Annotated in this window: 16 protein-coding genes; 10 read left to right on the forward strand and 6 right to left on the reverse strand. The window is 39.3% G+C overall.

Annotated elements, in window-relative coordinates; genetic code table 11:
* The first annotated feature begins 61 nt into the window (after positions 1–61).
* The 5 genes from H6G14_RS12655 (at position 62) to H6G14_RS12675 (ending at position 4,988) form a co-directional block, all read left to right on the forward strand.
* Positions 62–655, forward strand: coding sequence for a hypothetical protein (locus H6G14_RS12655; protein ID WP_190567749.1), 594 nt, complete (start codon positions 62–64; stop codon positions 653–655).
* Between the two features lie 207 nt (positions 656–862).
* Entirely contained in the window at positions 863–2,650 is a 1,788-nt protein-coding gene (locus H6G14_RS12660) for an OmpA family protein (protein WP_190567750.1), read from the forward strand.
* A gap of 21 nt (positions 2,651–2,671) precedes the next feature.
* Positions 2,672–3,169: a Rab family GTPase gene (locus tag H6G14_RS12665; RefSeq protein WP_190567751.1), complete on the forward strand. Its 498-nt coding sequence runs from the start codon at positions 2,672–2,674 to the stop codon at positions 3,167–3,169.
* A complete protein-coding gene (locus tag H6G14_RS12670) occupies positions 3,170–3,580 on the forward strand; it encodes a hypothetical protein (RefSeq protein WP_190567752.1) in 411 nt (136 codons plus the stop codon).
* 313 nt (positions 3,581–3,893) lie between these two features.
* Entirely contained in the window at positions 3,894–4,988 is a 1,095-nt protein-coding gene (locus H6G14_RS12675; RefSeq protein ID WP_190567753.1) for a TRAP transporter substrate-binding protein, read from the forward strand.
* Positions 4,989–5,012: 24 nt separating this feature from the next.
* Here H6G14_RS12675 and H6G14_RS12680 read toward each other — a convergent pair whose 3' ends face one another.
* Positions 5,013–5,726 carry a LuxR C-terminal-related transcriptional regulator gene (locus tag H6G14_RS12680; protein ID WP_190567754.1) on the reverse strand — a complete coding sequence of 238 codons (714 nt, stop codon included), beginning with the start codon at positions 5,724–5,726 and terminating at the stop codon, positions 5,013–5,015.
* Positions 5,727–5,813: 87 nt separating this feature from the next.
* Between H6G14_RS12680 and H6G14_RS12685 the strand changes: the two genes are divergently transcribed.
* Positions 5,814–6,047, forward strand: coding sequence for a hypothetical protein (locus H6G14_RS12685; RefSeq protein WP_190567755.1), 234 nt, complete (start codon positions 5,814–5,816; stop codon positions 6,045–6,047).
* A 3-nt stretch (positions 6,048–6,050) separates the two neighbouring features.
* Here H6G14_RS12685 and H6G14_RS12690 read toward each other — a convergent pair whose 3' ends face one another.
* Positions 6,051–7,388, reverse strand: coding sequence for a TRAP transporter large permease (locus H6G14_RS12690; protein ID WP_190567756.1), 1,338 nt, complete (start codon positions 7,386–7,388; stop codon positions 6,051–6,053).
* A complete protein-coding gene (locus tag H6G14_RS12695; protein ID WP_190567757.1) occupies positions 7,372–7,926 on the reverse strand; it encodes a TRAP transporter small permease subunit in 555 nt (184 codons plus the stop codon). Before H6G14_RS12695 ends, H6G14_RS12690 begins: the two co-directional genes overlap by 17 nt.
* A 136-nt stretch (positions 7,927–8,062) precedes the next feature.
* On the opposite strand from H6G14_RS12695, the gene H6G14_RS12700 reads away from it, so the two are divergent.
* The 4 genes from H6G14_RS12700 to H6G14_RS12715 all read left to right on the forward strand — a co-directional run bounded on the left by H6G14_RS12700 (position 8,063) and on the right by H6G14_RS12715 (position 10,098).
* Positions 8,063–8,299: a hypothetical protein gene (locus tag H6G14_RS12700; protein WP_190567758.1), complete on the forward strand. Its 237-nt coding sequence runs from the start codon at positions 8,063–8,065 to the stop codon at positions 8,297–8,299.
* 94 nt (positions 8,300–8,393) lie between these two features.
* Positions 8,394–8,888 carry a GNAT family N-acetyltransferase gene (locus H6G14_RS12705; protein WP_190567759.1) on the forward strand — a complete coding sequence of 165 codons (495 nt, stop codon included), beginning with the start codon at positions 8,394–8,396 and terminating at the stop codon, positions 8,886–8,888.
* Positions 8,889–9,018: 130 nt separating this feature from the next.
* Complete coding sequence (locus H6G14_RS12710; RefSeq protein WP_190567760.1) at positions 9,019–9,513, forward strand: ureidoglycolate lyase; 495 nt, start codon at positions 9,019–9,021, stop codon at positions 9,511–9,513.
* Between the two features lie 135 nt (positions 9,514–9,648).
* Positions 9,649–10,098, forward strand: a complete 450-nt coding sequence (locus H6G14_RS12715) for a hypothetical protein (protein WP_190567761.1) — start codon at positions 9,649–9,651, stop codon at positions 10,096–10,098.
* A 296-nt stretch (positions 10,099–10,394) separates the two neighbouring features.
* Here H6G14_RS12715 and H6G14_RS12720 read toward each other — a convergent pair whose 3' ends face one another.
* Genes H6G14_RS12720 through H6G14_RS12730 form a run of 3 tightly spaced genes read right to left on the reverse strand, consistent with a single transcriptional unit; the run spans position 10,395 to position 13,379 of the window.
* Positions 10,395–11,003: a DUF2238 domain-containing protein gene (locus tag H6G14_RS12720; protein WP_190567762.1), complete on the reverse strand. Its 609-nt coding sequence runs from the start codon at positions 11,001–11,003 to the stop codon at positions 10,395–10,397.
* A gap of 22 nt (positions 11,004–11,025) precedes the next feature.
* Positions 11,026–12,375, reverse strand: a complete 1,350-nt coding sequence (locus H6G14_RS12725) for a DUF2254 domain-containing protein (RefSeq protein WP_190567763.1) — start codon at positions 12,373–12,375, stop codon at positions 11,026–11,028.
* Between the two features lie 11 nt (positions 12,376–12,386).
* Positions 12,387–13,379 (reverse strand): mechanosensitive ion channel family protein, encoded by a 993-nt coding sequence (locus H6G14_RS12730; RefSeq protein ID WP_190567764.1) that lies wholly within the window; start codon positions 13,377–13,379, stop codon positions 12,387–12,389.

Here is a 13,379-nt window from a genome sequence, read left to right on the forward strand (position 1 = left end):
GAGGATGATATGCAGGAATAAATCTTGTATATCTTTTCAGTATTAATCAGGATTGTCATCTATGAATCTAACCGAAGCTTCTACCGATAACAACGCAAAATCATTAGAAAACGGTGGTATCAATTCAACAATAAATAAACAGCAATCCCGTACTGGTGTTAGTGAAAGTAATAATTTAGACAAAATTAGAGAGATTCTCATCGGCAACCAAATGCAGGAACTTGACAAAAGGTTTACTGGTTTGGAAGAACGGATAGTTAAAGAATTATCTCATGTACGAGATGAGACTAAAGAACGCTTGGATGCTTTAGAGGTATATATAAAAGCGGAAGTTGAAGTTTTAAGCGAAAGTATAAAAAATGAGCAGTTGGAAAGAGAATCTCATTTAAAGGCAATTACAGAAGAATATAAATTTCTCCATACATCACTAGAGAAGAAACTGCTTCAATTTGCTGAACAAACTATTAGTAATCAACGTAATCTACGCGAACAAATACTGATTCAATCGAAAAATTTACAGGATGAGATTAGACAAAAATATGAAGAAATAAATAGTTTGATAGAAAAAGAAACTCAGCAACTAATTCATGATAAAGCTGACAGGACTCATCTAGCAGATTTATTCACGGAAATTGCTTTTCGGCTCAATAAATAAAAAATTATCCAAAATTTCATTAGATAAGCAAAATAGCATAGATATTTGCAGATTGGATAAGGCAGTGATTGTCAGGCTAAGAAGGAGGTTTTTAGCCTAGTTTATTCATCTGTTTCCTGTTTCCTATTTCAAGCTTTAATACAGCATACTAGGTACTGAAAAACCAAAATTATTTAATTATAGAGTGTAGTTTGAGGGATTATATTAGTGGATAATGATGCAATAGATCCCAGCAGTCAAGTATCCCCTGGTAATGACTTTTCATTAATTAATGAAAGGACTAAAGTTGATGAAGAACTCAGTAAACTTCGTAGTTTGTTGTTGGGAGTTGAGCCAGCTAAACTTAACCAACTTTATGAGTTGTTAGATAACCCGCAAATCAGACCAGAAGATATTAGCCGCTTACTTCCAGAAGCTGTAATCTTAAGATCGCAGCAAGATAAACAACTAATTACAGCGATGATTTCTATTGTTGAAGAAGCAATTCAAGTTTCTGTTCAACAAGATGAAAATATACTTGCAGAAGCTTTTTTTCCAGTTATTCTTCCTGCATCTCGCAAAGCGATCGCCTCATTACTGGATGAAATGATGCAATCCCTCAACCAATCTCTAGAGCATAGTTTTTCCTTAAAAAGTTTGCAATGGCGACTAGAAGCGAAACGTACAGGGAAATCATTTGCAGAAATAGTTCTACTGCGGACATTAGTCTATCGAGTAGAACAGATATTCTTAATACATAAAAACACAGGATTATTGTTGCGACATCTTGTGGCCAATCGAGTAAACAGCCAAGACCCAGATTTAGTGGTTGCGATGTTGACCGCTATTCAAGATTTTATCAAAGACTCTTTTAGTGTTCAAAAAACGGATCAATTGCAAAGTTTGCGCTTTGGAGAACTGCAAATCTGGATTACAGAAGGGCCACAAGCATTATTAGCGGCGACAATCCGGGGTAATCCTCCCCAAACATTGAGATTAGGTCTGCAAGCAGCAATTGAAAAAATTCATCTCAAGCTGAGTAGAGAGATGAAAGACTTTGCTGGGGATGCAGAACCATTTCAAGTATGTCAGCCTTATTTAGAATCATGCCTAGTCAGTCAGTATCAATCTGCGTCAAAAAAAAGTTACAAATATGCTTGGACTTTTTTAGGTATCGTGGCGATCGCCTGTGGGATTTGGAGTTTTTTTGCTGTCAGAGAACAATTACGTTGGCGTGCTTACTTGCAAGAACTCAATTCTCAACCCGGTATTGTGGTAACTGAAACCAAACAGCAGTTCGGTAAATATTTTATCTCTGGATTACGTGATCCCCTAGCATCAGATCCCCATACCTTACTACAACAAACAAAACTCAATCCGCAAACAATTGTCAGTCATTGGCAAAGTTATTTATCTTTAGAACCCCAGTTGATGATAAAAAGGGTAAATAAATTACTCCAACCTCCACCTACTGCATCACTAAAAATTGACCAAAATGGTGTTCTTTATGCTGTTGGTTCTGCACCCCGTCAATGGATTTTAGCTACACGTAAATCTTGGTCTGTGATACCCGGATTAACTCAATTTCAAGATCAGTATCTTGTAGAAAGTGAACTAAACGAATTGGCATTATACCAAAGTCAAATTCAGCGAGAAACTATCTTTTTTCCAGAAGGCTCTCAAGAAATTATTCCTAGTGAATTATCTAAATTAAATAAAGTGATATTAGCAGTTAAAAAACTTTTAGCTGTTGCTAAATATCTAGAGAAAGATGTGCGTATTCAAATAATAGGACATACTAATACCACTGGTACAGAATCAAGGAATGCTCAACTAAGCCAAGGACGCAGTAAGAGAGTTTTATCTTATCTATCTTCTCAAGGAATTAGTACCAACCAGTTACAAGTATTAGGTGTAAGTTCTAGCGAACCTTTGCAAGCAGAATTGACAGATGAAGGTAAAAAACTTAATCGCAGAGTGTCTTTCAAGGTCATAATTATGAGGGTTGACCGCTAGAAATAAATCAAATTCAAGGGTATGATTCAAAAAAAGATTTGTATGGTGGGTGCATTTGCTACTGGTAAAACTAGTTTAGTAGCTAGATTTGTTTATAGCCTTTTTTCGGAAAAATATCAAACTACTGTTGGTGTCAAAATTGATAAAAAAATTGTTAATCTCTCAGAAAATCCCATTAATTTAATCATTTGGGATATTTACGGTGAAGATGAATTACAGAAATTACAAATGTCATATATGCGCGGATGTTCTGGCTATTTATTAGTAGTAGATGGAACTCGCAAAAATACATTAGAAACAGCTTATAGTTTACAGAATAGTTTGGAAGCTAACTTTGGTCAAATTCCTTTTGTTTTAGTGATGAATAAATGGGATATAACTGATGAATGGGAGATAGAAGCGGCTGAAATTAATTCTTTAATAACAAAAGGGTGGAATGTAGTAGAAACCAGTGCTAAAACTGGAATAGGAGTAGAGGAGGTTTTCCAAATTTTGGCTCAAAAAATTATGGAGACATAAATGCTAAATATACCTAATCCAGTAATTAACTATCTGCTGGATATGATCTTGATGGAGCGATCGCCTGCCTATTTTTTAGTAAACAAAGATGGTAGCTTATCAACATGGGGGGGTGATATAGCTAAATATGGATTTACAAATCTCTATCAGGGAGAAAAATTTAATGAGCAAGCCTTTTTTTTGGAAGGTTTATTACCGCTTGATGATATTCCTTTGTTTTTACCCCATATCAAAACTAATAATGGAATTGCTCTAGACATTCATTTATTTCCCTCAAATGAAGGAGATTGGGTACTATTATTAGGTAGTATTTGGGATGAGAAATATATATCATCAATTCAGCAAAGATTCAATGACTTTAGTTTGTTGTACCAATTTTGTATGAAGACAAACCAAACTAAGTCAACCTGATAGAGAACATTAATTCAAAATACCCTCCGGCAAGCTCAAGCTACAAAATTAAAATTTAGTTTATAAGGGAAAACCAAAAAATAAATTATTCCACTTAAATTTGTTGACGGTTGACTGTCAACAGTTAACCGTCAACCGTCAACACCTATAGTTTCCCATTCTACAAAGTTTTGTGTTTGTAGGTGCATCTGTCGAGTTACGAGCTGGTATATTTTTCGCTTATTTGAATGCAGAATAAGCAAAAAATGGCAAAAAACTGATAAAGTGCTGTATCAGCCTGGATTTGCGTCATTTCCCAAACTAACACCAAACTATGAAACGCCGAGAAGTTTTGAATACTGCTGCGATCGCCACAGCAACTACAGCTTTAGTTTCCTGCACCAAAACTAGTACATCTTCCGTACAAGCAGGATTACCAAACGTGCGCTGGCGGATGACGACTAGCTGGCCTAAGTCTTTAGGAACTTTTATTGGTGCAGAAACCGTTGCCAAAAGAGTAGCAGAAATGACCAACGGGCGTTTCAAAATTACACCATTTGCGGCGGGGGAATTAGTACCAGGCTTGCAAGTTCTCGATGCTGTACAAGCTGGAACTGTAGAATGCGGTCATACATCTAGTTATTATTACATCGGTAAAAGTCCAGCTTTGGCTTTCGCCACCTCTGTACCTTTCGGTTTAAATGCCCAACAACAGTATGCTTGGCTTTATCAAGGTGGTGGACTAGCCGCTATCCAAAAAATTTATGCTAATTTCAACGTGATTAATTTTCCAGCTGGTAGTACCGGCGCACAGATGGGGGGATGGTTCAAAAAAGAAATTAAATCTGTGTCTGATCTCAAAGGTTTGAAAATGCGGATTCCTGGTTTAGGCGGACAAGTCATGTCCCGTTTAGGTGTAAATGTGCAAGTATTACCAGGCGGCGAAATTTATTTAGCTTTAGACAGAGGTGCAATTGATGCAGCCGAGTGGGTAGGCCCCTATGATGACGAGAAACTAGGTTTGAATAAAGCTGCTCAATTTTACTATTATCCTGGTTGGTGGGAACCAGGCCCAACTTTGGATGTATTAGTTAACCTGAATGCTTGGAATCGTCTACCAAAGGAATATCAGGAAGTATTTAAAACGGCGACGGTAGAAGCTAACTTAACCATGCTCAATCAGTATGATGCTTTAAACGGAGAAGCCCTTTCAAGGTTACTAGCAGGTGGAACAAAGCTCGTTCCCTACAGTCCAGAAATTATGCAGGCAGCTCAGAAAATTTCTTTTGATATTTTTGAAGAAAATGCTAGTAAGGATGCAGCTTTCAAACAAGTTTACGACCAGTGGAAAGCCTTCCGTAAGCAGATTTTCGCCTGGAATCGGGTAAATGAATTGAGCTATGAAAATTTTGCTACATCTACATCATGAATCTACTGATTGATTTGTGCCTGTTTATCTAGCTAATTGTAATTTGGCTACCATTTCAGCCCGTGCCGATACACTCAGTTTCTGAAAAATTCTCTTTAATGTCTGCTTGACGGTATTTTGACTAATCCAAAGTTCGGCAGCAATTTCTGCATTGGTTAAACCATTAGCGACTAAGCTTGCTATCTGTAATTCTCTTGGAGTTAAGCAAGTCGTCTTTTCCGAAAAAATCAAATCAGACTGCGATCGCAAAAATGCTAACTTTGTGGAAATATGCGCGCAAATGGCACTTAACTGCATTAAATTCCCCATATCAAAAGCGGGGGTTCCACTGGTTCGGGCAAAATGAACAGTACCAATTAGTCTTCCCTGCCCAACAATCGGCCCCGTCATGATATGTTCATGGTCATAAATTTTGCCACACCCGATTTGATATAGTTGGCTCTGCTTCCAGTCTGATGGGCTAAAAATGATTTCTTCGTGGGCAGGTGCATGATTTTGGCTGACGTAATCCATGATTGGATCAATCGCTGCACCAATGCTTTGGTAGTAATCGATAAAACTATCGGGTAGTCCTTGAAGATCAATGGTGGGACTTTTTTCTTGGCTATCGTACAAATAAATCCCCCAGTGTTGACTATCAAATAAATCCCCCGCCATATCCATATAGTTTAAGCGTAGTTGGAGTTCATCTTTGGCGATCGCTATTTTGTGAATCAAAGTGTGAAAGCTATGGGACATAGCAAAATGTACTCAACTGGGTAATTGGCAGTTCAATTATTCAACTTTAGGATAACTGTATTCATGACAACCTTTTAACTTTCTCATATGAATGATGAGCCTAAATATACTATTGGTCTAGTTATCTATCCAGATATGACTCAACTTAAGTTAATTGAGTTGATACTAGAGTATAATCCTTTACCTCCATTTGGATGTGGTTCCCCAGAAAACGCAGGCTCGGAATTGACAGAAGCTGTCATAAATATCGGTCAACCATTGATGACTGCATCGTTGACAGCTAGCCAAAAAGCTGCATTTAAGTTGTTCTTGGTTTCCTAAACATTAACTTCCCAAAGAAGGTAAAAAACTCACAATTCCAGGGAAAATAATGATTAACAGCAGGACTAAAAGTTGTAGCAAAATAAAGGGTATGGCACCGCGATAAATGTCTGATGTTGTGACTTCTGGTGGTGCTACACCTCGTAAATAAAATAGGGCAAAGCCAAAGGGGGGTGTGAGAAAGGATGTTTGCAAATTTGCCCCTAAAACCACACCGTACCAAACTAAGTCAATGCCTAACTTTTGGGCTACTGGAACAAATAAAGGTATGACAATAAAGGCTATTTCAAAAAAGTCAATGAAAAAGCCCAAAATAAATACTGTCGTCATGCTGACAAACAAAAAACCCACCTTACCACCAGGGAGATTGGCTAAAACATCGAACATGAATTGATCGCCGTTCAATCCCCGGAAAACTAAACTAAATGCTGTGGAACCAATGAGGATAAAAACTACCATACTGGTGATGCGTAAGGTAGTATCGCAGACTTGGCGTAATGATTCTAAAGTGAATTGACCATTAGCAGCTGCAAGAGCGATCGCCCCAGCACAACCTACTGCACCTGCTTCTGTTGGTGTAGCAAAGCCAAAAAAGATACTCCCTAATACTAATAAAATCAGTATCAAAGGCGGTATCATCACCTGTATAACCCTTTTTCCCAAGGCTTTACCGCCGATTTCTCTCACTTCGGCAGGTAAGGCGGGAGCTACATCCGGTCTGATGAAAGCCACAATTAATACATGAAGGGCAAAAGCGCTTGCCATCATCAAACCGGGAATCACGGAACCGATGAACAAATCTCCTACCGATACACCCAATTGATCGCCTAATACTACCAACACTACACTTGGCGGGATAATTTGTCCCAAAGTTCCCGATGCCGCAATCACACCAGTGGCTAATTCTTTGTTGTATCCATAGCGCAGCATAATTGGTAGAGAAATCAAACCCATTGCCACCACTGTGGCTGCTACTACACCAGTGGTTGCGGCTAATAATGCGCCTACTAAGACAACAGCTAAAGCCAGTCCACCCCGCAAGCGTCCTAACAAAATACCCATTGTTTCTAGGAGTCTTTCCGCAATGCCAGATTTTTCTAACATTGCCCCCATAAAAATAAAATAGGGGATTGCTAACAGGGTATAGTTAGCCATAATGCCGAAAATGCGCTGTGGCATGGCTGTAAGAAATATAGGGTCAAAGACACCTAAACCAATTCCCAACAATCCAAATAAAATCGCCACTCCACCCAAAGCAAAAGCTACTGGGTAACCTGAAGACAATAAAACTAAAGCACCAGCAAACATGACTGGCCCCAACCACTCATAAGCCAGTGTCATGATTTTCCTCCTGGGGTTCTAGTCTGCCTTGGATAATTGCTAAGTTTTTAATTGCTTGGGAAATTCCTTGAATAATTAACAACACAAAACCAACGATAATCATGGCTTTAATGGGGTAGCGGGGCAACCCACCAGGATCGGGCGATAATTCACCAATCTGCCATGATGCGACAATGGTGTCCCAAGAAACAAAAATCACTATGATGCTGAAAGGAATGAGAAAAAATATGGTTCCGAGAAAGTCTGCGATCGCTTTACGCCGACGTTGCCAATTACTATAAAAAATATCAACGCGGACGTGTTCATTATGCTTCAGGGTATAAGCGGCCCCTAAGAAAAAAATTACATCAAAAATATACCATTGAGCTTCTATATAAGCGTTGGATGTGAGGTTGTTACCGCTAATGCGCCCTAAATATCGCCCGACAACGTTCCACACACCTAGTATGACCATGACTAATACCAACCAACTGGTATATCGACCTATGCGTTCTGTAAAGGCATCAATTATTCTCGATATTTTCAACAATTTTTCCAAGGCTGCTTTTACCTATTAAACTCCTGTAAAAGTAGTTTACAGCGCAATAGGAGGGGTAAATCTGCTAATTTTGTGATAATTTGCCATGTAGACAGATGAGCAGAGATGAGAAAAAATTATCATTGCTTCCTACTCCGTGGAAGTAGTAAAAGAACGGGCAGGCATTGACTGTAATCGCATTACAGTCAAAGATTTAGAGAGGCGATCGCTCAAGACATTCAACTACAAATCAAATACAATCCCCAAGCTCCCGTTAATAGTAGCTAGTTCTTCTCCAACCACTCCTGCGGATGTTTTGGTATGTGTCCAAGCCGCTAGTCAAAATTTACCGGAAACCAGGCGACAAATTGTCCATGTAATTAACCAAAAGTGAAACATGGCTCAAGAAACTTGATATCCTGACATTAGAACATGAGATCACACAACTCCTTACCCCAGCAGTAATCTCTCAACTATAAAATTTCTGTATGAATGCCAATGAAATATTTTTGAGACCTGCTGAAAAACAAGATGCGTGGGTACTGAGTGCAGTTCATATTGCTGCTATCAAAGCTCTACCTACAACTTTTTACACCCGCCAAGAATTGTTAGCTTGGCGTAATCATCTGTCTAAACCAGATGGTTCTCATATTCTCAAAAGGATGAAATCAGAAACATTCTGGGTTGCAGTTGAGGGCAATAATATTGTCGGATTCACTAGTTATATTGTTGATGAATTAATTGCCTTATATGTACATCCTCATTATCAAGGTAGAGGAAATGGCAGAGCCTTAGTCGAGCATTTTTTCCATCAAGCTACTCAGCAAAAAGTTGATAAAGTTATCACAACTGCTAGTCTTTATGCTGAAGGATTTTATTTACGTCTAGGATTTAACACTATACAAAAAGCCCCTCATCAATTGAATAAAGGAGTAATAGTTCCTGTTGTCAAAATGAGTAAAGAATTAATTAAGCCTACATAAATTAGTCGTTCAATCTCCCTTACCATGATTGTAGTGGACAATGCCTAGCTGAATTTTTTCTTCGTTAGTGCAGGCTACATCAGAAGACTTAACTCATATTCCCACCATTACCAATTACCACGAATATTCTATGAATACATCACAAACAGTCCAAAAATTAACAGCAGAGTGGATAACATCAGAAAATTTCCGGCGTTATGGACAAGTAATTTTTCCTAGTTCAGATGGTAAAGCTTTTGATGCCGAAGACGCACAATTAAATTTGCAGAATGGTACACCCCGCTTTTATATTATGCAACTGCAAAAACGGGGTCGGAGGTTTCATAAAATTACTCGCCATCTCCAATGCACTCAATGTTTAGGTTCTCTAGAAGGTAAGGACTGGTTAATTGCGGTTTGTCCTCCTGATAATGATGTAGATATACCGAGGTTAGAAGAGATTGCGGCTTTCCGCATTCCAGGAAATTGTTTTATTAAATTAAATCAGGGGACTTGGCACGCCGGGCCATATTTTGACCATGAGGTTGTAGATTTTTATAATTTAGAACTTGCTGATACTAATGTGGTGGATCATTTCACCCATAATTTTCTCAAAAGTCATCAATTAGAGTTTGAGATGATTTAAGTAAATTCTGGATATTTGCTGAGGTTAGATAGCACTCCGCCAGGTTACTATTTTGCATAAGTATTGTCGCTGAATGCCGAAAGTTTCTTAAATTGACTCGGCGATCGCCTCCCAAAATTCTTTATGCTGGATAGTATGTTTAATAAACTGCCTTGTGCCTTGGTTGCAGCTACTATTTTAGTGCTATCGATAGACCATCCCAGCACCACATTAGCCGGAACTTGTGCTTCTAAATGTGGCTCACGACCCTTACAGTTTATACCAGGGCAACGGATTCGCTTAGAAATTATCAATCAGACATCAAATTTAGTCGAACTGGAAAGAGTCCAGGGCGCGCCTCCCATTCGCCTACAACCTCAACAAAAACTGCAATTCCCCCAACAGGAAGATTCCCAACCAAATCTTTCTCTGGTTTTTTGGGATGAAACAGGAGCGCCATTACAAGCTGTTGTTTCTAAACCAAACTTTGGCACTCTACGTGTAGAATTTCACCCTACTTGGCGTTTCCCAGGCAATGGTCTCCGACCGACCGAAGGTCATCGCTCTCTCTATATACTGAATGATGGACGGATAAACGTATTTTGAACCGATCAGCTTTCAACATTTCTGATATCTTGCTTGAACAGGTTTATTTTAAATTGCTTGAAGATTAGGGAGTTTAAATGTGTGCCTCATGTTATGAAAGGGAGTAGGGAGTAGGGATTGGGGAGTAGGGAAACTAAGCCGCCCACGTTCGCGTAGCGTCTCGCAGAGAGGGGCGGGGTTTCAACCTACCTTGCAATACAAGGATTTTATCGCCCACAAGGGGCGTTAGCGTAGCGGGACGCAAGTCCGGCTTTAAACCTTTTTCGAGGCTAATTTCTTCCCCTACTCCCTACTCCCTACTCCCTACTCCCGCCCCGAAGGGGCAGTAAATTATTTACCTCTATATTACGATTTGTCCACTGTCTCAATGCCCAAAGGCTAGTTAAAGCAGCTAATGCAGCCCCAAGAGAGTCCATCACTAAATCAATAATTGTGTCATCTAAACTTTCAATTACTTGAGTGCTAAGAACTTTCCCCGCAGACCATTCTGCAATTTCCCATAAAGCACCAATAGCAATGCCAAAACTGGTAATTGTTACCAGATACAAAAGTGTATGATTCCGAAATAGATTCAACATTGAACTGTAAACGAAAAAACTGAGAGCTAAAGTAATTGCAAAAGTTGTATAAGCATGGACAATCTCGTCATAAGGCCCTGGTTTACCAAATAAACCCCATACCCAACCAGTAGCATTTAGCAATGCAGCCAAGACAAATAAAAAATCAAACAAGGTGGGTAATTTATCATCCTGCACCACAAACACAAAAGATGCTACTAGGAAAAATCCTAGACCCAAAGCATTTAACCACTTACCTTGAACTGCTGCGACTATCACAAATATTGCGAGGAGAGCTTGTCCTATCCAGGCGATAACTCGATAACCTTTCCAATTTAAACTTTGCATATATACTTACCCAAAAATAACTTTACGATTTCCAATTTTTAATATCACTATCATTTTCTAACTTTCTAATAACTTGGAGATATCTTTCTGCTACATCTTTGTGGTCTTGTTCTTGCGATAGACCCTCACGGCTATCTTGTAAAATCATGTCAGCATGATGTTGCAGAATTGCTTGATATTGGGAATTGTTGGTGTAGGTAGCAATTGCAGCTATAGCTTCCAACAACTTCATAGTGACTGCAACATCAGACCGTCCATAATGGCGAATTTGGTTAAAAGCTGTGTCCATTAATTCGGGAAACTCTACACCTTCAGCAATGACGCGTAGTTGATTATGATCGTAGCGATAAGGTAAAGGAAACTTTCTTTGCACAAGATGACAGAAACCTGCACCTAATTGTTCAATGCAGCGAATGGCGGTAAATGGATCATTCACCCCAGGAGAGAGTGCGCGTAGGGCAATCTCTACTAACTGATTGATGGGAAATTCTACGTCCTGTTGCTCTGTACGTTCTTTACCGAAAATAAAGGCATTATTGATTTTTTTAGTAAATTTTAAATGCGGTTTTTGTCCAGGGAAAATCAAAACTAAATCACTACCTTGAACTACAAACTTTCCTGGACGAATTTGCAAATGTATGAGCAAATTATATTGACAAGCAATTTTCATTAATTCTTCGTTATCGATTGCTTGTAAATAACCAGTTTTATTAGCTCGAATCGGTATAGCTTCTTTCCCAAAAGGCGGAGGAATTTCTGCAACTCCAAGGCTATCTTCTGGTTCACCACGCCCTATTTTTTCGGGAAATAGTCGCTTAATTGCTGAATGTAAATCTGCACTCACATTTTGAATTACATGAGATGCTTGAATGATTGTAGAAGCGTGATGAATAAAATAAATCAAAATACCAATACTAATTATTGCCAGCAGAATACCGACTGTTACCGCCAGTTGTGGCACAAATTGGCTGTATCCATCTCCTTCGCCTCGAATTGTTCTGAGTACAAATAAGCAGTAGATGAAAGTACTAATAAATGTGCCAAGTACAACTTGATTTCCTGTATCCTGCATAAAATTACGCAGAATTCGTGGGCCAAAGTTAGAAGCAGCCAATTGCAGTGCCACGATAGTAATTGAAAAGGCTGTAGCAGCAACACTCACCATTGAACCTGCTACAGCTTCTAGGAGCGATCGCGCTCCATCAGCTCCACCAGTGTAAACCCACCAATAATTAATTTCTACATTGTCTGTACGGTCAAGATTCAGCATGGTGAAAGCTAAAGCAGTAGCTAATACCGCCATAACTGCTGGTATGAACCAATAACTAGAGTGGAGTTGATCCCACAGTTTGCTAATCTTGACGTTTTTCATTGTTCGTTGGGTTAAGAATCTACTTTGCCGTTGCCATCTTGTGAGGAGCGCGCTTGAGCAAGTAACCTGAGCGAATCACTGACACGACGAGGCTTTGGTACTTCAGTTTTACCGCCTGGCCAGCCTTCACGTTGACGGGAGCGATCGCCATCTGTCTCTTCGGTTTGGTCGTGAAATAAAATTTGTTGTGTTGGGAAGGGTAAATCAATGCCATTAGCAACAAGCGTTTTCTTAATTGCAGAGATTACCTTATCCCGCGAAGATAAATCATCTGCCCTACGTGGTGGTTTGATCCACCAACGCACACGAATGTTGACGGTACTTTCAGCAAGTTCCATCGCCAGTACATCAGGAGCCGGATCTTTTAAAACTTCATCTATGCTATACAGTGCATCTAACATCAATTGTTTGGCTAGGTCAATGTCATCGCCATAGCCAATACCAACATCGTATTCTAAGCGGCGGTTATCAAAAGCAGTGTTGACAGTTACCGAATTAGTAAATAACTCAGAGTTAGGAATAACAATCCGCCGACCGTCATAAGTTCTAATTGTCGTTGCCCGTGTCTCGATATTCTCTACAGTTCCCTCAAAACCTTTAAATACAATTTGGTCATCAATTTGAAAAGGTTCAGTTAGCAGAATTAAAATCCCAGAGAGGAAGTTTTGCAGAATATCGCGGAAGGCAAAACCAATGGCAACACCGCTAATTCCCAACAGTTGCACCAAATCACCTGCTCTAAATGTAGGAATCACAATGGAAAGAGCGATAAACAACCCAATCAAAATTGTTACACCTTGCGCTAACCTTCCTAACACTAATCCCAGATTCCGTGCAGAACGACGATTGCGAGTTAATCGCTTGACTAGTGCCTTAATTCTGCTAGCAATAAACAAAAATATTAGAAAGACAATCAACGCTAAGACAATGTTGGGTAACAAAGCAATGAAACCGTTGATCATGCTTTGAACCTTGTCCCACGCTGTCGAAATTTCTGCATTCAT

The sequence above is a fragment of the Nostoc parmelioides FACHB-3921 genome (genome assembly GCF_014696625.1).
Taxonomy (GTDB): Bacteria; Cyanobacteriota; Cyanobacteriia; order Cyanobacteriales; family Nostocaceae; genus Trichormus; species Trichormus parmelioides.